Origin of the sequence: Gardnerella vaginalis, assembly GCF_001546455.1 — a bacterium.
GTDB classification, from domain to species: domain Bacteria; phylum Actinomycetota; class Actinomycetes; order Actinomycetales; family Bifidobacteriaceae; genus Bifidobacterium; species Bifidobacterium vaginale_B.
In genome coordinates this window covers 1-22,129 of record NZ_KQ956805.1, presented here as the reverse complement: position 1 = coordinate 22,129, position 22,129 = coordinate 1, and the positions used below count along the sequence as shown (strand labels likewise).

Annotated in this window: 14 protein-coding genes; 4 read left to right on the top strand and 10 right to left on the bottom strand. The window is 43.4% G+C overall.

Annotated features, from left to right (window positions below):
* Window positions 1–63: 63 nt before the first annotated feature.
* Window positions 64–3,375 carry a glycosyltransferase family 2 protein gene (locus tag HMPREF3216_RS00530; protein ID WP_060786471.1) on the bottom strand — a complete coding sequence of 1,104 codons (3,312 nt, stop codon included), beginning with the start codon at window positions 3,373–3,375 and terminating at the stop codon, window positions 64–66.
* A gap of 102 nt (window positions 3,376–3,477) precedes the next feature.
* On the opposite strand from HMPREF3216_RS00530, the gene HMPREF3216_RS00525 reads away from it, so the two are divergent.
* The 4 genes from HMPREF3216_RS00525 to HMPREF3216_RS00510 all read left to right on the top strand — a co-directional run bounded on the left by HMPREF3216_RS00525 (window position 3,478) and on the right by HMPREF3216_RS00510 (window position 8,702).
* On the top strand, window positions 3,478–4,959 hold the full coding sequence (locus HMPREF3216_RS00525) for an LCP family protein (protein ID WP_060786470.1): 1,482 nt from the start codon (window positions 3,478–3,480) through the stop codon (window positions 4,957–4,959).
* A gap of 135 nt (window positions 4,960–5,094) precedes the next feature.
* The gene (locus tag HMPREF3216_RS00520; protein WP_060786469.1) at window positions 5,095–6,354 is read left to right on the top strand and encodes an LCP family protein; all 1,260 of its coding nucleotides are present in this window, start codon (window positions 5,095–5,097) and stop codon (window positions 6,352–6,354) included.
* Between the two features lie 122 nt (window positions 6,355–6,476).
* Window positions 6,477–8,270 (top strand): FtsK/SpoIIIE domain-containing protein, encoded by a 1,794-nt coding sequence (locus HMPREF3216_RS00515; protein ID WP_060786503.1) that lies wholly within the window; start codon window positions 6,477–6,479, stop codon window positions 8,268–8,270.
* Between the two features lie 159 nt (window positions 8,271–8,429).
* The gene (locus tag HMPREF3216_RS00510; RefSeq protein WP_060786468.1) at window positions 8,430–8,702 is read left to right on the top strand and encodes a WhiB family transcriptional regulator; all 273 of its coding nucleotides are present in this window, start codon (window positions 8,430–8,432) and stop codon (window positions 8,700–8,702) included.
* Between the two features lie 9 nt (window positions 8,703–8,711).
* Here the strand turns inward: HMPREF3216_RS00510 and HMPREF3216_RS00505 are convergent, their stop codons facing one another.
* The 9 genes from HMPREF3216_RS00505 to aroC form a co-directional block, all read right to left on the bottom strand.
* The gene (locus HMPREF3216_RS00505) at window positions 8,712–10,196 is read right to left on the bottom strand and encodes a sensor histidine kinase (RefSeq protein WP_060786467.1); all 1,485 of its coding nucleotides are present in this window, start codon (window positions 10,194–10,196) and stop codon (window positions 8,712–8,714) included.
* Between the two features lie 138 nt (window positions 10,197–10,334).
* Complete coding sequence (locus tag HMPREF3216_RS00500; protein ID WP_060786466.1) at window positions 10,335–12,362, bottom strand: dipeptide ABC transporter ATP-binding protein; 2,028 nt, start codon at window positions 12,360–12,362, stop codon at window positions 10,335–10,337.
* A gap of 23 nt (window positions 12,363–12,385) precedes the next feature.
* The gene (locus tag HMPREF3216_RS00495) at window positions 12,386–13,375 is read right to left on the bottom strand and encodes an ABC transporter permease (protein WP_060786465.1); all 990 of its coding nucleotides are present in this window, start codon (window positions 13,373–13,375) and stop codon (window positions 12,386–12,388) included.
* Window positions 13,376–13,389: 14 nt separating this feature from the next.
* Window positions 13,390–14,316 carry an ABC transporter permease gene (locus HMPREF3216_RS00490; protein ID WP_060786464.1) on the bottom strand — a complete coding sequence of 309 codons (927 nt, stop codon included), beginning with the start codon at window positions 14,314–14,316 and terminating at the stop codon, window positions 13,390–13,392.
* A 226-nt stretch (window positions 14,317–14,542) separates the two neighbouring features.
* Complete coding sequence (locus HMPREF3216_RS00485; protein WP_060786463.1) at window positions 14,543–16,174, bottom strand: peptide ABC transporter substrate-binding protein; 1,632 nt, start codon at window positions 16,172–16,174, stop codon at window positions 14,543–14,545.
* A 516-nt stretch (window positions 16,175–16,690) separates the two neighbouring features.
* Window positions 16,691–18,358: a CTP synthase gene (locus HMPREF3216_RS00480; protein ID WP_060786462.1), complete on the bottom strand. Its 1,668-nt coding sequence runs from the start codon at window positions 18,356–18,358 to the stop codon at window positions 16,691–16,693.
* Window positions 18,359–18,418: 60 nt separating this feature from the next.
* Window positions 18,419–18,859, bottom strand: coding sequence for a type II 3-dehydroquinate dehydratase (aroQ, locus tag HMPREF3216_RS00475; protein WP_060786502.1), 441 nt, complete (start codon window positions 18,857–18,859; stop codon window positions 18,419–18,421).
* Window positions 18,860–18,931: 72 nt separating this feature from the next.
* Window positions 18,932–20,698: a bifunctional shikimate kinase/3-dehydroquinate synthase gene (locus tag HMPREF3216_RS00470; protein ID WP_081090872.1), complete on the bottom strand. Its 1,767-nt coding sequence runs from the start codon at window positions 20,696–20,698 to the stop codon at window positions 18,932–18,934.
* The gene (aroC, locus tag HMPREF3216_RS00465) at window positions 20,695–21,882 is read right to left on the bottom strand and encodes a chorismate synthase (protein ID WP_060786461.1); all 1,188 of its coding nucleotides are present in this window, start codon (window positions 21,880–21,882) and stop codon (window positions 20,695–20,697) included. The genes HMPREF3216_RS00470 and aroC overlap by 4 nt, the downstream gene beginning before the upstream one ends.
* Between the last annotated feature and the right edge of the window lie 247 nt (window positions 21,883–22,129).

Here is a 22,129-nt window from a genome sequence, read left to right as displayed (position 1 = left end):
TCTACCTGCCATTTATCCGTCTAATCAATCATAGCTTCTAACTACTAATCCTACTAATCCTAATCATCCACGTTCTATTACGTTATTGCTGTTAAAACGAGGCAAAGCAACAAGGCAATACAATAGCAGCACTAATACAAAAATAACAATCCACGGCAGCCTCCAAGAAAGCGGGCGCGAATGGCTATAAATCGACGTTTTAGAAGCAGATGAATCTGCTAGAGAATCGAATCTACAGTAGGTTCCATGATTAGATGAAACAACGAGTTGTGTGCCTGCAGAAGCGTTAACATTGGCAATCAGCTTTTCGGTTGCATCTTTATTTGCAGCGCCTTCTGTGTAAATCATTGAATTGGTGGCAGCCAAATTATCTTTAGCTTTAGAATCATTAACAATGTAAATTCCGCCAATACCAAGCTGCTTTAAGGTTTCAATCGACTCATCGCTTGCATGAGAAAGAAGCTTAGAAGCTGCATAATAAAGCGTATTTGTACTAGGAGAATACCCGTATAAAACATCTCTAACTTGCAAAGATGGAGATAAATCAACCAAATCACCGCGAGACGTACGCATAATCGAGACATTAAGTTCGCGACTATTTACAGCCTTAATGGCAAGAACGCGATTAGCTTCGTTTTTATTTAAGTAATCCGAAACAACCATTGGCAGGCCATTATCGCTTGCGTAAACAGAGGTTACTGGCCCGCTAATAATTGCAAATAATCCAAGCAAAGCAGCAACAGCGAAGATGCCAAAAGCTAAAATTCCTCTTGCAAGATGAATGAGCTTTTTCATCATTATCTTAGCAGAACGCCTCATAGCCGCACGCTTAGAAGCACGCGTAGTGTAATCGTCTGGATTATTATCTTGATTAATGGAATTAGACCTTCTTAAAGGCTCAAACCTACGAACGGCTTTTCCTGCCACCATGCACATGCAAGTAAGAACGCCAAGCGCGCTCAAGCATACGCCTGGAAGAACGCTTGCAGCAATAGGACCGTCAAAATCCGAAGCAATAACAACACGGCAAGCAGCCAAAGAAAGCGCCATTCCGCTAACAATTACAACCCACATCATTCTTGAAGCTCTTAAAGCAAACGGAAGAGCAAGAGCACACAAAGCCATTAATACAGCTAAGGCTGCGAACACAATCATGATTATTCCGCGAAGTTGCAAAATAAACATTGACCCCGAAGAAAAATGATTCAAATCAATGTTAAACGCTCTAAGCAAAACGTCTATATAGCTGCTAACTCTAGGAGCGCCATTTATTTTTTGAGAAGGCAAAGCCATACTGGCAAAAATTTGACGCCACATTCCAGTTTCAAAATAGCGCACAACGCTACCCAATGTTGGCAAAAGAACCAAAATAGATGGAATAGGCATTAGCGCAAGCATAAAGCGATGCGAACGAACCATAATAATTGCTGCAACAAAAATAACAAACATTGGCAGCAAAAGCTGAGGGCTTGCAGCAAGCGGAACCATAAAGCACAAAGATGCGCAAGCTGCGCTTTGCACTGATGCAACTGGAACAACAGGATCTTCTGTAACATACATTCCCACGGCGTGGAAAGCAAAGGCAAATGCTGCTGGCAAAAATACCATTGTTAGAATCATTGGCAAATCGCCTCTAGCAAAAACGCCAAATGACATTGCAATCATTGTCCAGCAAAGGCCTGAGCATACTCGCACAATGTCTGATCTAGTAAACACGCCTGCAAGCGCCCAAAAACTCAACAGCATGGCTGGAGCTGCAAGGAAGAATATGGCGTTTATTGCAGCTACAGTATTTCCGCCAAACACAATGGAAGCTAGCATCCAAATCATAAGAAGCGGAGACGGTGGGAGTGCAGACGCAAAACCATCGTCTGGAATATATGCTCCAATCGCAGATTTAAAAAGACTTGGAAAATCGGCGCCAGTAGAAAGAAGCTGACTTGAATAAAGCGAAGACCCAGAAAGAATCTTATTAATCGGCGCTCCGTAAAGAAGCATGACGGTTACAAAAACAAGTAGTGAAGCGCAAATCGCAGCACTCCATCTAAGCAAAACTCTTCTATGCAAGTGTTTTCTTGCAAGCGGACTTAAAATAACACCCTTTTTTTGAGTTTTAAAAGCAACAGTCTTGTCTTTCCAACGCGTAATCTGGCTGCGACTTGCTATAAGAGAAGTGAGTCGTTTTAACGAAACTTTTGAAACTCTAGACACTCGTCTTCTTGCAAAAACAGCGCGAGGCAGCTGAGCTAACGCAATCCAAGGAAGCATAAGACGCATAAACGCAACATACGGCTGCTTAGCAAACAAAGACTGAAGCGCGCAAATTAAAGACATTGGAACACTTAAAAGCCAGATAAGCGGCCACATAATAACGCTAACATCTGTATACAGGTATCTTTGCTTTGCCATAATCGAATAAGCAAGACCGTAGCAAACTGTAGTTTTTTCGGCATCACGCTCTTCGCCACTCCTAGTGCGAAGCCCATCAAAACGCGCTCTTCTATGCGCGATTATGGCTTTTGGAACAACAACAACTCGCCCACCGCTTAAAATAACTCGCCTACAAAAATCGTTAGATTCTTCAAAAGTGGTAAGCCAAGGCTGCGTTCCACGCATTGTTTGCCAAGTGCTAAGCGAAACTAAAGCACCTGCAAGAGAAACAGAATAAACGTCTCCCCTAAAATCGTACTGCTCCTGATCTGGCTCACCTTCTACGCTAAGCGAATGCACTTTATGCTTCCATGCATACATGCCAACGTTATGAAGAATCTTTCCTTGCCAATCAACCTGCTTTGCTCCAAGAACACAAGCTGTTGGAGTGTTTCGCCAAGTCTCCCTTAGGGCTTCAAGACATTTGCTGTTAGCAGGTTTTGAATCATCATGTAAAAGCCACAACGACTTAACACCCTGCAACGGTAGCAATTTTTTTAAAGACTTTTCTACAGCGTCTCCAAATGATTTTGCAGACTTAATAGGAAGAATAACAACTTTTATTTGTTTATATTCTTTATAAGATTCAACGTTATTGCCACTATACGCATTGTCATACGCATTACTAAACAGCTGACTGCCGTTGGAAAAATCTGCATTAGAAATTAATCCAGTTAATTGAGTTGGTTCGATTTGAACGCTAAAAGTCTTTACTAACTCTTTTTTAACGCGACTAGCGCAATCAGCTATAACAATAGTTCCAGGAAGCACACTTTGATTTATAACCGCATGCAAAGTTTCTTCATAAAACCGCGTATCTTGCTCAACGCTCATTATTGAGGCAATAGAATAATCAACCTCGCGAGGCTTTGTTCTACTTAAAGCAGAGAATACTTGTAAAGCATCGTTTTCAAAGGTGCTAGTTTCAGCGGTTATTGAATCCATACACAATAGTTTACGCAAGGGGTGTGTATTATGCATGTTTAAAAATCTCAATAGAATGCATTATAATGGTGGTTTATATGTGTATTTACGAAAGAAGGAAGCATGGCAGCCTCTCGGTATAATCAAGACCGTCGGTACCAAACTAACTATTGGGACTCTTCCGCACCGCACCATACTCTCAATAGTCAGATGCTAAATACCTCTCGTAAAATCATTTGCATGGCAATTGTTGCCGTTCTAGTCTTTTTAACTACAATAATCGCAGCCATATGGCTTGATTTTTCTTCAACTATTAGTTCGCGCGTTATAACCACTATTGCAAAAGATAGCAAACAAGCTAAAGCAATAGACCCTAATGCTGGCAAAACCATTAACATTCTTGTTCTTGGCCAAGATACTCGAGAAGGTAAAAACCGATCTTTCCAAGGTGGCGGCGAAGACGAAAACCATCAGTCAGATACTGCAATGGTTGTTCAAATCAGCGCAGATAGGTCTTATATAAATATTGTTTCAATTCCTAGAGATTCAATGGTTAAGGCTGCAGCATGCGATACTTCTAATGGCAGAATTCCTGCTAGACGTAAAGTTATGTTTAACTCGATTTTTGCTCTTGGCTATGCTAAAGGCGGAGATTTAGCTAGCGCAGCATCTTGCACGCTTGCAACAGTAAACGAGATTACTGGATTAAACATAACTGATTTTATTGTTGCAGATTTTAGTGGCTTAAGCGACATGATTAACGCGATTGGCGGAGTAACCCTGTGTATTCCTGTTAACACTAGGGATTACTACACTGGCGTTAATCTAAAGCGCGGACTTCAGCACCTAGACGGTGTTCAAGCGACGCAATACGCAAGAATGAGGCACGATAGTGCAAGCGACGGAAGCGATATTATGCGAACAACTCGCCAGCAATATCTTCTTAAGCAGCTTATTCATCAAGCGCTATCTAAGAACTTACTAACGCAGTCAGCTCAGCTGTATCAGCTTGCAAAGTCAGCTCTAAAATCGCTTAATATGAGTCAAGGTCTTGCAAACCCTACAACATTAGTTGCTTTGGCTGCAAGTCTTCATAATCTAAAGCCTTCGCACATTTACGCTCAAACAATACCAGTTACAACCGATCCTTACGATGCAAATCGTGTTATTTTAGACGATAGCTCTCAAGATGTTTGGGATTTAATGCAAGAAGATAAGCCATTAACTAAAAATCTAGGCGAAAAACCAAATAAAGGTAAAAAGTCTTCAAAAAAGAACGCGAAGAATGGCAAAAAGAGCGATTCTAAAGAAAACTCCGATTCGTCTAGCGCGGACTCTGCAGATTCTACAAACTCTACAGCCTCTGGTGAAAATAGTCTTAACTCCTCTAATTCCTCTGCAGATCCAAACGCAGTTAAAATTGGTCGCGTAGACGCAAAAACTGGATTAGCAAAAGATAGCTTGGGCAGGCTTATTGACCCGAATAGCGGCGGAATTGTTAACCCAGAAGACGGAACAATAAGAAACCCAGAAACTGGTCACTACATGGGAATTGCAGATAAGTATCTAAACAATACAATATGCGCAGTTCCAAAAGGAAAATAATACACTTGGCAAAAGCAACGTTGTTACAACGTTTATAACCACGTTGCTTTATAATGCCATTGATAGTTTTAGCAATAACTAATGCATACAAACAGACGCTAGCAAGATTGCAAACGCGTGGCTTAGGGAGGATAAATGAGCCAGCAACGTCCAGAAGACGCTTTGGGAAATCAAAATATTCCACCTAGCTTTGCTCCGTCTAACAAGCGCAATAAAAGTGCAAATTCCAATTCCCTACCAAGCTTTCCGCCTAGAAAAGCGCACAAAAACAGTGAGCTAGAAAACGAAGCAAATAGCACGCCAAAAATCGAAGAAAACAAAGCTAGCAATAATCAAAGAGTTCAACTCGCTCCATCTTTTGAGCCAAGGCCTCGAAGAAGTAGCCAAAGCGCTAATCAAAATGAAGTTAAACCAATGGCAAATAATCCAGCTGTTGGAGCGGTTACTTTTAGAAAAAAGCATCGCGTATTAAAGTATTTATCTCTAACTTTAGTAATAATTCTTATTCTTGCTGGCGCAATAGGCGTTTTATCTTGGAACTGGGTAGATTCTCAGATTAAGCGCAGCAATTGGCTAACAGACACTCCAGATACTCAAGAAACAACTTGGCTAATTTTAGGATCGGATCAGCGAGAAGGCGAAGAAGCAAAAGAAATAACTGGCTTTAGAACAGACACGATTCTTGTTTTAACAAAGCCAGTAAATGGGCATAGTTCCCTAATATCCATTCCAAGAGACTCGCTTGTTTCTATAAACGGCCAGCAAATGAAGATTAACACGGTTGCGCAAGATCTTGGAAATAGAGCGCTAACAAAAACCGTTGAAAAGATTACGGGTCACAAAATAGACCACGTTGCAGAAATAAAATTTGCAGGGCTTAGAAACGTTGTAAACTCACTGGGAACAATAGATTTATGCTACGATCGCACAGTTAGCGACGCTTACAGCGGACTTAATTGGACTGCAGGATGCCACAGCGTAGACGGAAATGTTGCATTGGCATTTTCTAGAATGAGGTATGCAGATCCGCAATCCGACTTTGGAAGAGCAGCAAGACAGCGAATGGTAATTAGCGCAATAATGAAAAAAGCTTTATCAAGTAGCACACTTACAAACTTTTCAACTGTAAAAGGTTTTGCAAAAGCCTCACTCGATTCTACAATATTAGACGAAAACTCAAATCCTGGAACACTATTAAACATGGGTCTTGCTTTTAAAGAAGCAACAGGAAAAGACGGAGTAACGGGCACTGTTTATTGGACAAACCCAGATTATTGGGTGTATTCAGTTGGCTCATCGGTTTTGCTAGACGATGCTAAAAACATTGACTTATTCAATCAATTATCTGCTGGAACGCATGCGCCTGGGAGCGTTGGAACGCTAGCAGAACAGTAGACTAGATTTAGCCAATCAAGCCCCTTCGGTCGATTTAGCCAATCAAGCCAAGCCAATTTAGCCTTTAACCACATTGCTAAATTTTTCTTGCGTATTTTGTAATGGCCATGCACTATTGCGTTATGGAATACGAAAATAATGAAAACAACACTAAAAACCTAAATTCAAAACCAATGTTTTGGATGCAAATAACAGCAAACGTCGTTCCTATTTTGGCCAATATCGCACTTGCTATAATGGCATTTTTGCAAAAAAGCTGGATGATGCTTGCAATGGTTGTTCCTAGCATAATGATGTATATTGCATGTTTAATACCGCAGATTGTTCAATATAACTCAAACAAAAACAACAAAAATTGCGTAAAAAATAAAAAGAATCAAAGTATTCAACTTGGCAAAACAACAGTTGCTTCTCATATTCAAGGCATTCCAGGAACTCTTGTTCCAATCAACCTAGAAGCAATGCTAATTAACAACGCAAATCAAATTTACTCTGCAAGCAATTCTAAGAGTATGCATAATCATGTTCCTCCTTGGAAAAACGTTGTATACGCTTGGCTAGTGTCTTCTAAAAACCCTTTTAAATCATATAAAAACCTAGTAGCTCCAATCGGAATAAGCAGCAACGGATACTTTTGCATAGATCTTGTTAAAAATGGCCCTCACGCTCTTGTAGCTGGAACAACTGGTGCTGGAAAATCTGTTTTACTAACATCATGGTGCTTGGCGCTAGCCTTTAAATACTCACCAAAGTTACTGCAATTTGTGTTTATGGATTTTAAAGGCGGGGCAACATTCGATTCTCTTGCCACTCTGCCACACAGCGTTGGAAACGTTGGCGACTTAAATCTTAAACACGCAGCAAGAGCATTGCGCGGATTAGAGATGGAATTAGACAGGCGAGAAAGATTGGTGGCAAATCAAGGCTGCCACGATATTAGTCAAGTAAAGCCAAGCGAGCCTGCAATGGTAATTGTTATAGACGAATTCCACGCTCTTAAAAATCAGCTCCCCGACTACATAAATCGACTAATACGCATAGCTTCGGTTGGAAGGTCTTTAGGAATGCATCTTATAGCGTGTACACAAAACCCAATGGGGCAAGTAAACACAGATATGAAAGCAAATATGTCTATAAACATTTGCTTAAGAGTTAGAGATGCCATGCAATCACACGAACTACTCGGCTCACAAGCCGCCGCAAGCATAAACCCAAATAATCCTGGAGCTGCATACTGCAATACGGGAGACGGAATAGTGGCGTTACAATGCTCGCAAAGTCAAAATAAAAATTCACTGATTGAGGCAATAAAGCTAGCTGGAAAATTCTATTGCTATAAAGCACCTAAACAATTGTTTAGCGCTCCCCTTCCAAGATACTTAAATAATTCAACGCTTAATAGATACTGCAAAAACACAGAAAATAGAGAATCTGGACTTCTAATCGGCTTAAAAGACGACGGGATTAACCTAAGCGAAGCAATTTTGCCAACAAATCTTGGAAACATAGCGATTATTGGCGCAAGCAAACGCGGAAAAACTAATCTTATAAATGTAATTAAAAATGCGATTAAACTACAAAATCAAGATTCAAAGAACCTTTATATTAACGACGATGCCGACTTGCTTTTAGAACCTTTTAGAAGCGATGAAAAGTCGCAAGAATTACAATGCAAGTTAAAAGATTCTAAAACAACAGTTGTATTTTGCGCCCAAAACGCAAGACACATACGTATACCAGAGCAGGCGCCAGTAAGAATAATCTTTCCAACAGGCGATTGTGCAACGGACTCTATGCTTGGAATACCTGCCGACTTGTTAAAAACACTAAGCGTAGAAGATTATCAAACTCCAGGAAGATGCATAATGATTATTCCTGGAAGCGCTAATTTGCTGCAAATCTTGAGTTTTACATAAAAATATGATTTAAATCACTCAAAAAGATTAAAAAATTTTTGTAAAAGTCTTGAAAAAAAGTTATATTCATGCTTTCCTTGAGTGCGGATAGTTTTTATGTAAAATCTAACAACTTTGATTAGTAAGTGTAAACGCGTTTAAAAAAGAGGTTATTTACTTATGAGTAGCGCATTCGACTGGCGTTCCAAAGCAGCTTGCCGAGATAAGGATCCTGAGCTATTTTTCCCAGTGGGAAACAACAGTGCATCCAGTCAGCAAGTTGAAGAAGCCAAAGCGGTGTGCCGAACTTGTAACGTTGCAGACAATTGCTTAAGATGCGCTCTAGAAACAAGCCAAGATTATGGCGTTTGGGGCGGCCTTAGTGAAGACGAAAGGCGCTCGCTAAAGCGTAGAGCAATGCGAGCGCGCAGAAATCAAAACGCCGAATTTTAAGTAGATAGACTACTCTACTCCAGGCACGCGCAGCTTAATATCTAGCAGAACGCGAGTTCCACCCTCTCTGCGCGATTCCCACTTAACAGTGCCTCCAAAGTCGTTAGTAACAAAGGTATTGATTAGCTGAGTGCCTAATCCAGAGCCAGAAGATTTTGCCATTCCATGCAAGGATTCGCTTTCGATTCCGCCACCATTATCTTCTACAACAATACTAAGATTGTCTCCACCGCGGCCAACGGAAATCTTAATATGACCCTCACTCATGCCTTCAAAACCATGCTCCACCGCATTAGTAACAAGCTCGGTTAAAACAAGCGAAAGAGGCGTGGCATCTTGAGCCGCAAGTTTGCCAAATTTACCACAAAAATCAACTGTAATATTTTGATTCTGCGAAGCAAGCTCAATAGACATTTTAAGTAAACTAGAAATCACTTTATCAAAGTCAACAACCTCGTCCGCTGTTTGACTTAAGCCTTCGTGAACAAGAGCAATAGTCTGAACGCGCCGCTGAGCCTCTTCTAGCTCTTTACGAACCTCTTGAGACTTAGTTTTTCTAGCTTGCAAACGAAGCAATGCGGAAACAGCTTGAAGATTATTCTTAACGCGATGATGAATCTCGGAAATAGTAGCGTTCTTAGTTTGAAGCTCTTTTTCCCTTCTAAGAACCTCCGTAACATCTCGGCAAAGAACAACCGCACCAGTTCGATCGTTTGGTCCATATAACGGCAGCGAGCGCATAGACACAACGGAATTGTTTACTTCTAGCTCACAATCAACGTCTGCTTTACCGCTTAAAACCAAAGGCAAGCTCTCGGGAACAACATCGTTTGTGCGAAGAAGCCGCGCTCCAAATTCGCACAAAAACTCGCCTTGCATAGTGTCTAATCCACCAAGTCTGCGGAAGCAGCTGATTGCGTTTGGAGAAGCGTAACGCACAACACCGCTTTCTTCTAATACAATAAAACCATCGGCAACTCGAGCATTGTGGCGCTGATTTAGCATTGAATCGTGGTACGGAAACTGCTCGCGCGCAATCATGTCGAACAAAGTTTTGCCAGCATTAATGCTTTCCGTCTCGTACCTACCGTTTGATTCTCTTGTTGCAAGATTTGTTTCCCTAAGAACCAAGCCAAGCGTTTTGCCATTGTGACGAACAGGAGCATAAACGTTGCAAACAGTAGCTCTACCAACAGTTCTTAAAACAGAAGAGTGGAAGCTTGTTTCTTTGCTCATTGCCGCTTCTAGCTCTTTGTGCATTGATTCATCTAACTTTACGCCGAGTAAATCTTCGGTTCTAAGCGTTATTGCTGTAGATGGACGGCATTGTTCTGCTACAACGTAATCGCCATTGCCATTTTGAATAACCAAGAGCAAGTCTGCAAAACTTAAATCTGCTATAACCTGCCAGTCTGCTACAAGATGATGAAGCCATTCGCGATCCGACTCGTCAAAATCTGGACGCGTTGCAAGAATATGAGAAAAATCAGCCATGATTTAATAATATAAACACGCAAATATAAACACGCGAAGATTCTAAAGTTTCGCAAGTACCTATAAAACAAAGGTGCAGAAGTTTATCTCCTGCACCTTTATCTATTGCACCTTTATTGCACTAATACAAATCTTGCACTAGTCCAATCCAAGTTCCAGATTTCCACCAGGAATTGCATCGAGAAGATCTCGAGTGTACTCCTTTTGCGGATGATCAAACACTTCGTCGGTTGTAGCGTGCTCAACAAGCTTTCCGTGTTGCATAACAACAACCTCGTCTGCAATCTGACGAACCACAGCCAAATCGTGAGTGATGAACAAGTAGCTTAATCCGCGCTCCGCTTGCAAATCGTTAAGCAAATGCAAAACCTGATCTTGAACAAGCACGTCTAGCGCAGAAACCGCTTCATCGCAAACGATTACATCTGGATCCAATGCCATTGCACGCGCAATCGCAATGCGCTGACGCTGGCCACCAGAAAGCTCGTTCGGGAATCGAGTCATAACAGAAGCAGGCATGCGAACCATGTCCAAAAGCTCGCGCACGCGGTTCTGACGGCTCTTTTTACTTCCAATCTTATGAATACGCAAAGGCTCTTCAATCGAACGATAAATCGAATACATTGGGTCTAGCGAACCGTAAGGATTTTGGAACACTGGCTGCACATGGCGGCGGAAGTCAAGCAAATCCGCGCCCTTTAAGTCGGCAATATTCTTGCCTTCGTAGGTAACAGTTCCGCTTGTAGGCTTAAGCAACCTTAAAACCATGTTTGCAACAGTAGACTTACCAGAACCAGATTCGCCCACGATTGCCAACGTTGTTCCGCGCTTAATAGAGAACGAAACATCATCAACAGCCTTAAACAGCTCCTTCTTACGCGGAAGCTTAAACTCGCGAGTTAAGTGATCTACCGTAATAATATGCTCGCTCTTTTCAAGAGTTTGCTCACCCACTACGTGATGCTCAAGCAAATTATCCGCGTTGCCACCATGCTCCTTAACGGAGATGATTCGCTGAGAAGCCAAGCTTGGAGCAGCTGCAACTAATCGCTTAGTATAAGGATGCTGCGGGTGCTGCAAAACGTCCAAAGATGGACCAGATTCAACAACACGACCCTTATACATAACAACAACGTGCTGTGCGCGAGCCGCAGCCAAACCTAAATCGTGAGTAATAAACAGAACGGAAGTTCCAAGAGAATCGGTAAGCGTGTGCAAATGGTCGAGAATACGTTTTTGCACAGTAACGTCGAGTGCGGAAGTTGGCTCATCTGCAATCAGCAAATCTGGTCGGCAAGCCAAACCAATGGCGATTAACGCGCGCTGACGCATGCCTCCAGAAAACTCATGTGGGAACTGACGTGCGCGAGTTGCAGCATCTGGTAAACCAGCTTCATCCAGCAAGCCAGCAATGCGGTCTTCAACGCTTGCACCAACAACATACTTCTTGGCGATTTCCCAAGCTTTGTCGTCGTTTACGCCATACTTGATTAAATCGTCTGCAACGCGCCAACGAGTTTCGGAGCCTGGAACCCACTCTTTTTTGTAGTATTCCATGGCTTCATTAAACTTTTCGGCATTTGTTTGCTCACTAAGACCAACCTGTGCCAAAGCCTGCTTTGCTTCTTCCAACAATGCACCCAATTCCTTAGAACCAAGGAATGTTTCGTCATCATTGCTTTTTACTTCTACAGCGTCTCCAGCCAAAGCTTCTGCCAAAGCGGAACGCTTCTCGTGATCAACATCAACTCCATTTGCCTTCAAAGCCTCTTTAACCTGCGTGCCAATTCTCCACACAGGGTTCAAGTTGCTCATAGGGTCTTGCGGAACCAATCCCATTGCGCTTCCACGCAAAGCTGCAAACTCTTTTGGCTTTAGATTGCTTATTTCTTGGCCTTTTAGCTTAATAGAACCGCCCGTAACGTGGCCTGTTCCTGGAAGCAAACCCAAAACCGCCATTGCCGAAGTGGACTTTCCAGAACCAGATTCGCCCACGATTGCAACCCACTGACCTGGGTAAACGTTAAAGCTAGCATCTCTAACAGCATGTACAGCTTTTTTAGAATCCGTTGTAAAGTCAACCTGAAGATTTTTGACTTCCAGCAAAGGACCCTGCTCGCGTTGCATTGCAAAGGTATCTACATTTTTACGTATTGCTGTGTTCATAATCACTATTCCTCCACGCTAACTTACGCCTTGCGGCTCTTTGGATCCAACGCATCTTTTACAGCGTCGCCCATCATAATAAAGGCGAGAACAGTAATAGCGAGCGCAATAGACGGATAGAACAAGACTTCTGGATTTGTAGTAAGAACATTTCTAGCAGTAGAAATATCTACACCCCAGCTAACGGTTGTAGTTGGCAAACCAATACCCAAGAAGCTAAGTGTTGCTTCCAACACAATGTAAGAACCGAGAGAAGTTGTGCCTACAACAATGATTGGAGCCAACGAGTTTGGAATAATATGGCGGAACAGATTTCGCATTGGCGTAGAGCCTAAGGCCGTGGATGCCGTGTTAAATTCCAGATTCTTGGATTCCATTACGGCACTTCTTGCGATTCGAGCAACGCCTACCCATCCAAAAAGAACCATAACAAACACGATTTTCCAAATCGACTTAGACGTACGGAACATTTGCAAAACTACGATTGCACCCAAAAGCATTGGCAAAGCTAAGAAGATATCGGTGATTCGGCTAAGAACAGCATCAACCCATCCACCAAAGAATCCAGCTAAAGCGCCAATTAGCGATCCAACTAACACCACTAAGGCGGTTGCAAGCAAGCCAACGCTTAGAGATGTGCGGGTTCCGTATACAACTCGAGCATAAATATCGCAGCCCTGCATGTCGAATCCAAATGGATGCGCTGCAGAAGCTGGCTCAAGAGAGTTCTCCAAAACACAATAATTAGGATTGTGCTTTGTAAGCACGCCTGGGAAAAGCGCAACGAAAATAATTGCAATAATCAAAACTGCAGAAACAATAAACAGTGGGTTTCTGCGCAAAGATCGCCAAGCGTCTGCCCACATGCTTGTAGCTGGAGCGGACTCGTCTACGGAATCAACTTCTTGAAGAGGTGTATCGTCAAGAGGTGCAACGTATCGTTCCTGGCCTGGCAGAGTATTGTAATTTGCGTTATTTGTAGTCAAATTATTTTCCATCAAATTATCTTCCATAATGTCTGCTCTCCTTACGCGTAGCGAATGCGCGGATCTAGAGCCGCGTACAACATGTCAACAAGAAGATTGCTGACTACAAATATCAACATAAGAAGCGTAACTATAGAAACAACAAGGTTTCCTTCTCCCTTTAGAATTCCCTGATAGGTAAGGAAGCCAACGCCATGAATGTTAAAGATTGTTTCCGAAATCATAGCGCCGCCCATAAGCGCGCCCAAATCCTGACCCAAGAAGGTAACAACAGGAATAAGTGAATTTCGCAAAATGTGTCGAACAATAACGGAGCCTTCTTTTAAGCCCTTTGCTCGAGCCGTACGAACATAATCAAGTGCAATATTCGAAGAGATTTCCGACCTTGTAAGTCGAATAATATAGGCCATTGAAACAGACCCAAGAACTATTGCAGGAAGAAGAAGATCGTAGAACCCTGGGTCATTGCTTGCAGTAACAGGCATGATTTGCCACTTAACACCAAACACGTATTGGCCAATAAAGCCAGTAACAAATGTTGGCACAGAAATAAGAAGAAGCGATACAACAAGAATTACACTGTCGTACCACTTTCCTTTCTTTAAGCCAGAGATTATGCCAAAAGCCACGCCGAACAAAGCTTCAAAAGCAAATGCCATTAACGCAAGCTTAATGGTTACTGGGAATGCGCGGCCAATCTCGTCAATAACAGGCTGGCCAGCAAAAGTATGACCAAAATCAAGAGTGAGCGCATTCTTTAAGAACAACAAATACTGAATAATAAATGGCTTATCCAAGTTATACTCGGCACGAATTTGCGCTTCTACCGCATGATTAATTGGTTTATCTCCAAACATTGCCTTAACTGGATCTCCAGGCAAAGCAAACACCAAAGCGTACACCAACAATGTTGTGCCGAGAACCACAGGAATCATCTGCAGAACACGGCGCAGAACATATTTACCCATTGGTTTCTCCTTATATACTTACTTAAAAATTCGCAAAGCACATACCCAACTTTTGTGCGATTGCATACTATTTATCCAACCTAAGTAAAAACACAAAGTGCTGCCTCGAACAGCGGATAGAATTTTGTAATTTTATTCGCCATTCGAAGGCAGCAGCACGTTTTTACATGCTATTCAATTATGATTTATTTTTTACTATAGCTACTTGATCTTCGATCTTAGATCTTTACTTGTGGAGCTTGTAGTAAAGTGGCATGTTCTGCCAATCCATTACAAAGCCCTTCAAGGTTGGAACCATAACAGCCTTAGCGTTCGAGTAGAACAGTGGGATGTATGGAAGATCCTCAAGAAGAATCTCGTTAGCCTGCTGATAAAGCTTAGTTGCCTCAGCTGGCTGAGAAGAAGAAGCCTTCTTAAGCAAATCATCAAACTTAGGATTCTTGTAATCAGCTTCGTTGGAGCCATTTCCATCTGCAGCAACGGAAGCAAATTCCTGAGTCAAGTAGTTTTCTGGGCTTGGATAATCTGGCATCCAGCCTGCACGCCATGCACCCTTAATCTGACGGTTGGAGCATGCGTTACGGAACTCTTGGAATGTTGGAACTGGAGTGGTTTCAGCATTGATGCCAAGATTGTTCTTCAACGAATTCACAACTGCGTCAAACACAGACTTAGCGTTGCCATCAGCGTTGTAAGTAAAGGTAAGAGGACCATCATACTTAGAGATCTTATCTGCCTTTGCCCAAAGCTCCTTAGCCTTTGCGGCATTAAACTTAAGGTGTTCGTGACCCTTAAGATCTGCCTTGTAGCCTGGAGTCAAAGGAGAAGTGAACTCGTTTGCAGGAGATGCCGTGCTGTTAAGAACCTTCTTGATGATGGTTTCGCGGTCGATTGCCATAGAAACAGCCTGACGACGCAAGCGGCCTTCTTCGGTGGTTACATCGAAGTGTGGCAATTTTGCAGGAATACCGAACTGCTGGATTACGGAACCTGGACGGTTGTAAGCAGTAACAGTCTTATCCTTTTGGAAGGTCTTAGTTTCGGTATCTGGAATGTTATCGGTCATATCAAGATTGCCAGACTGAACATCGCGGTAAGCAGCGGTGCCATCGGTGTAAATCTTAAAGGTAACGCCATCATTCTGAGCCTTACGTGGGCCATCATAATCTGGGTTCTTTACAACTTCAATCTGCTTGTTGTGATCCCAAGACTTAAACAGGTATGGGCCAGAAGAAACAGGCTTTTCGCCATAAGCCTTTGGATTCTTGTAGAAGGATTCTGGAAGTGGAGCGAATGCAAGGTAACCAACCTTAATAGCAAACACGGAATCTGGCTGGTTCAAATCAACGGTAAAGGTGTACTTATCTACAACCTTTAAACCAGAAAGCTGCTCGTCGCCCTTAGTGTCCTTCTTCTGCAAGTCTTCGTAACCCTTAATGGTCTGGAAGAAGGAAGCGCACTTCTGAGCATTCTTAGCGTTTGCTACAAAGCTCCAAGCCTTGGTGAAGCTTTCTGCGGTGATTGGGGTGCCATCGCTAAACTTCTTGTCTTTTTTAAGCTTAACAGTGTACTGAGTTGCATCCGCGTTTGGAGTTACGCTTTCGGCATCCTCGTTTACCGTGTTGCCCTTTTCATCAAAAGTGACCAACGTGGAGTTGACCAATACAGCAGGACGAGCGCCAGCATTTTCGTTAATGTTTCCTGGAACAAGCTCGTTCTGAGGCTCGGAGTCGTTTACGGTAATAATAACCTTACCACCATTTGTTTGAGCGGTCTTCGAGGCAGAAGAACCGCATCCACCGAGCAGCATAGCAACCGAGCACGCAGCTGCGGCAAAAAGTAATGCCTTATTCTTCATATGTTTTCTCCTAACGTTGGGTATGGCAGGATTCAATTAATTATCACGAAAAAGTCTCATTACAAGCTTTGCAGGCTTTACAGGCTACAGGCTTACAGGCTTAATAAATAAAATCCACCTAGTATTTATTGCCAGATGGATTCTTTGCAAAGCCAATAAGGAGGCCTCTTCGTTGATTAAAATTCAATCATACGGATTTTATTAAACAACGCAAGCTTAAAGTCTAAATGTAAAATTTACTGTTATTTTGCCTATAAATCATAAAAATAACTATTATTATAGAAAATTATTGGATTAAATCGTATTTTATATGATATTTTACCAAGTCTTTTACATCTGTAGTTATATTACAAAAATGTAAATTTGCATGCTGAATATGTAACGAATATGTTAAACACTGCAAGATATGCATCAAGATATTCAAATATTAATCAAATAAAAAGTGGTGTAAAATCGCACCCAAAATCACGATTTTACACCACTTAATAAATTAAGTCAAATTGCTAGCAGATTAAATCACTTGGCGTTATTTGCCTGATGATCAAGAGCAGCCGCCACTAATCCAGCAAACAAAGGATGAGGCTTAGTTGGGCGAGACTTAAACTCTGGATGAGCCTGAGTTGCCACATAGAATGGATGAACACTCTTAGGAAGCTCCACAAACTCAGTCAAATTACCATCTGGGCTTTGGCCACTAATACGCAAACCGGCTTCGCGCAAGCGATCCTTATAAGCCACGTTCACTTCGTAACGGTGACGATGACGCTCAGTAACATGCGTAGAGCCGTAAAGCTCAGCAACGATAGAGCCTTCTTCAAGCGTTGCAGGGTAAGAGCCGAGTCGCATTGTGTGACCCATATCTCCCTTGCCAGCCACAATATCTTTTTGCTCTTCCATAGTTGCGATTACTGGATCTCCACAATCCTTTTCGAACTCTGTGGAATTTGCATCTTCAAGTCCAAGCACGTGACGAGCGTACTCAATAACCATAGATTGCAAGCCAAGGCAAAGACCAAGAGTTGGCAGGCCATGTTCGCGAGCGTAACGGAGCGCGCCAATCTTGCCTTCAATGCCGCGAATACCAAATCCGCCTGGAATAACCATGCCGTCCATTTGGTCCAGAGCTGCAGCAGCACCTTCTTGAGTTTCGCACTTATCGGCAGCAACCCAACGCACGTTTACCTTAGCCCAGTTTGCAAAACCGCCAGCCTTAATGGCCTCCGTAACGGAAAGATATGCATCTGGCAAATCAATATACTTGCCAACAATTGCAATGTTTAGCTCATGCTTTGGATGATGTACGCGCTCAAGCAAATCTTCCCACTCGTTCCAATCAACATCATGGAATGGAAGCTCAAGTTCGCGCACAACATAAGCGTCCAAGCCCTCGTTAAACAAAATCTTTGGAACATCGTAAATGCTTGGAGCATCCACGCAATTTACAACACCTTCGGCATCAACATCGCACATAAGCGAAATCTTGTCTTTAATGCCCTGATTAAGAGGACGATCCGAACGCAAAACAAGCGCGTCTGGAGAAATGCCAAGAGACCTAAGCATCATCACAGAATGCTGAGTTGGCTTAGTTTTCAATTCGTGCGCGGCTGCAATGTATGGAACAAGCGAAACGTGTACAAACATGCAGTTTTCTGGGCCTAAATCGCGACGAACCTCGCGAGCTGCCTCCAAAAATGGCTGAGACTCAATGTCTCCAACAGTACCGCCGATTTCCGTAATGATTACGTCTACATCGTCGCTAGCCTGCGCACGCATACGCGATTTAATTTCGCCAGTAATGTGTGGAATAACCTGCACGCACTGACCCAAATACTCGCCAGCGCGCTCTTTTCTAAGCACGGATTGATAAATCTGGCCAGTTGTAACATTAGCTTTTTGGCTAAGAAAAACATCGAGGAATCGCTCGTAGTGACCAATGTCAAGATCTGTTTCTGCGCCATCTTCTGTAACGTAAACCTCACCATGTTGGAATGGGTTCATTGTACCTGGGTCAACATTGATGTAAGGATCAAGTTTTTGTTGCAAAACGTGAAGACCGCGGCTACGCAAAAGCCTGCCTAAAGACGATGCAGTAAGACCTTTTCCGAGGGACGAAACAACGCCACCAGTAACAAAAATATGCTTTGTAATATGCTCCTGAGAGTTACCATGTTTTCTTCTAACCATGGAACTCCATAGTATCTTTTAGCCTCGACTCGAGTGTTGTATTAAAAGCAAATCAAAAAGTTATATTAAGTGTGCAACAGCCTCAATCGCAAGCTTGTAGCCATATAGACCCATGCCAGTAATCGTACCAGTTGCAACAGGGCTAATCACGCTTATTTTGCGGAAAGAGTCACGCGCAGAAGGATTAGAAATATGCACCTCCATTAGCGGCACTCCAGCGTCCAACACCATGTGAGCCGCATCCGCTAGCGCATAGCTGTAGTGCGTAAAAGCAGCAGGATTCATAACAACAGGAGTATGCGTGTCGGCAGCTTCGTGCATCCAATGAACCATCTGCGCTTCATCGTCGCTCTGGCGCACTTCTACTTGCAAGTTAAGCTCTGCAGCCCACTTCTTGCAAAGCGCGCACAGAGTTTCAAAATCTTGGCTGCCATAAACGTCTGGCTGGCGAACGCCTAATCGCCCCAAATTCGGGCCATTTACTACCAAAACCTTACGCATATTTATCACGTTTTCTTTATTTTCTTTTGCTTGATTTGCTTGATTTTCTTGATTTTCTACATCTACCATTTTCTAACCTCGAATCTTATTAAACGCTTCGCGAATCGCCTCCAGCGGCGGATTATCCAAGTGAATCGGGTTTCCAATCCCGTCTAAAACAACAAATCGCAAGGTGTTGCCTCTGGCTTTTTTATCTTTATGCATTAAGTCAAGAACCTTATTAAAAGCATCGTCATTGCTGCCGCCACCATTCCAAAGCGTTGGAAGACCAAGCGAAGAAAGCAAATCTTTGTGATACTCAACATCTTGAATATTAAGATACCCCAATATTTGCGCAAGATGCGCTGCAAAAACCATTCCAACAGCAACCGCATTTCCGTGACGCCAAGAAAAATGCTCGATTTGCTCAATCGCGTGCCCAAGAGTGTGCCCGTAGTTTAAAAACTCGCGCAAACCTTGCTCTTTTAAGTCGTTAGAAACGTGGTATGCCTTAACACGCACGCTTTTTTCTATTAAATCGCAAACCAAATTGTTTAAATCCGAATCGCTTAAAATAGAAGGGCCATCAATCGCGCGCAACTTGCTAGCATTTTGTGGATTTTCCAAAATTTTTAAGATACTAGAATCGCCAATAAACCCTGATTTTACAACCTCTCCTAAGCCTTCAACAAAAATACTGTTAGGCAATGTAGAAAACGCGCAAGTATCGGCCAAAACACCAGCAGGAGTGTAAAAACTACCAACCAGATTCTTGCCAGCCGCAGTATTTACGCCAGTTTTTCCGCCTGTAGAAGCGTCTACCATAGCAAGAAGCGAAGTTGGGCAATTTACGTAGCGAATTCCGCGCATCCAAGTGGAGGCAACAAATCCAGCTAAATCTGTGGCCGCTCCCCCGCCCAAGCCAACAATCGCGTCCGAACGCGTAAACCCTGCGTTTGCAAGGCGCGACCAAACAAAATCCGCAACCTTAACGGTTTTGCCAGCCTCGGCGTCTGGAATAAGAATGTCAAAAACATTATAGCCAGCCGCGCGCAAAATGGTTCTTGCTTTATCGCTATGCCTTTGCACTGGCTGAGTGTGAATCAAAGCCACGCGAACAGGCTCTTTTCCAAGCATTTGTGGCAAAAGGCTCATAGCGCCAGCGCCAATATGAACATCGTAGTCTTCAACATCTTCGCCACTTACATGCACAATTCGTTGCATAATCATATCTTTCAGCTTTCTTGCGGCAGGTTTTGGCGTTAATCCGTAAACGCGAGCGTGCAAATTAGCCACTTTGCAAAACACTGGGTCTCTTTTAACGAACAAATCCAGCCATTGTTTTGCGCCGTCTTTGCCGCTTAGCATAGGGCGATTTGAATTCCAGCTTGCGCGCTCAATTGCATCGTTTGGATCCACTTGCAAGTAAACAACACGGCCGCCGAGTTTTGTATATTTTTTTAAGACTTCTTGCGTTTGTGGGCGCATTGGGGCGCCACCGCCGAGGGCGATTATTGGGGCGGATTGATTAGAATTTGAAAAAATAGCATCCCTAACAATTTGAGCTTCAATATCTCTAAAAGCCCCCTCGCCAAAATCCTTAAAATATTGGCTAATCGGCATATTGATTTCTTGCTCAATTAATTCGTCCGTGTCTATAAATGGAGCGTTTAAAATATGCGCTAATTCTTTGCCAACACGCGTTTTTCCAGCTGCAGGCATGCCGATTATAACGGCTAATGGGATTTGAGATTGCGAGGCGCCGTGCGATACGTTATGCGAGGCGCTATGCGAAGCATAACTCGATACGTTTTTTAAGGAATCCAGCAGTGAATCAAGCAAGGAATCTTCTTCGCTCATCTCATATGCTCTTTCCAAGATTGAACGTAATTCTTAGCATTTCTAGCGGTTTCTTCTAGCGAATCTCCGCCAAACTTTTCTAACGCATACTTTGCAAGCGTTAACCGAACCATTGCCTCTGCAACTACGGAAGCGGCTGGAACGGCCGTAAAATCGGAGCGCTGATTAATCGCCTGCGCTGGCTGGCCAGTAAGCACATCTACCGTTTGCAATGCGCGAGGAATAGATGGAATTGGCTTCATTGCAGCGCGCACGCGAATCGTCTCCCCATTTGACATTCCGCCTTCAATGCCTCCTGCACGATTGCTAAGACGGGTGATTTTTCCATTCTCCCCCGTTACCATTTCATCGTGAGCAGCCGACCCAGGGCGATTTGCCTCTTCGAAACCGTCTCCAATTTCCACGCCTTTAATGGCTTGGATTCCCATAAGAGCCGCCGCCAAAGCTGCGTCCAATCTGCGATCCGACTCTACGTATGTGCCAACTCCAGCAGGCATGCCGTATGCCAAAACCTCTACAACACCGCCAAGCGTATCTGCATTAGCCTTTGCTTCATCGATTCTAGCCATCATTCGCGCTTCGGCATCTTTATCTAGCGTACGAACAGGCGAAGCGTCCAACGCCTCAACATCATCTGGTGTTGGCAGGGCTAAACTTTTATTGGCATATTCGCCGCCAATTCCTATAACGTGCGCAACTGTGCGCACACCCAATGCCTGCTGCAAAAACGCGGCCGCCACAGCACCCAACGCCACGCGAGAAGCCGTTTCCCTAGCACTCGAACGCTCCAAAACCTCGCGCGCGTCGCTAAAACCATACTTACGCATGCCCGTTAAGTCCGCGTGCCCAGGGCGAGGCCTAGAAAGCGGGGCGTTGCGTCCTTCTTTTGGCAAATCGTGGTCTAATGGGTCTGCGCTCATCACTTCCACCCACTTTGGCCACTCGCTATTTGCGATTTCGATTGCAATTGGAGATCCAAGAGTAACCCCGTGGCGAACGCCCGTTAGCAAACGCACCTTGTCTTGCTCAAACTTCATTCGCGCTCCGCGACCGTAGCCAAGTCGCCTGCGTGCAAGAGCAGAAACAATATCTGCACTTGTAATCTTTACACCCGCAGGCACGCCTTCAATCATTGCCACCAGCGCTTCTCCGTGCGACTCCCCTGCCGTCTGCCATCTAAGCATGCCTTCTCCAATCGCGTTGTGCGTTATATTTGTACGTTATATTTATTGATATACGTCCTGCACTCAATACTGTACTTTATTTTAAATCAATACTCGATTCTAAATTCTTTATTCTACTAACCACCAAGTATTGCCCATAATCCCAAACCAACTGCAAAAGCCTTTAACCACATTGAGTGAAATTTGTTGCAATGCTTTCCTATTTAGTGTTGCGAGAGGGCTGGCTAATTCTTGTCTCACAACGCTC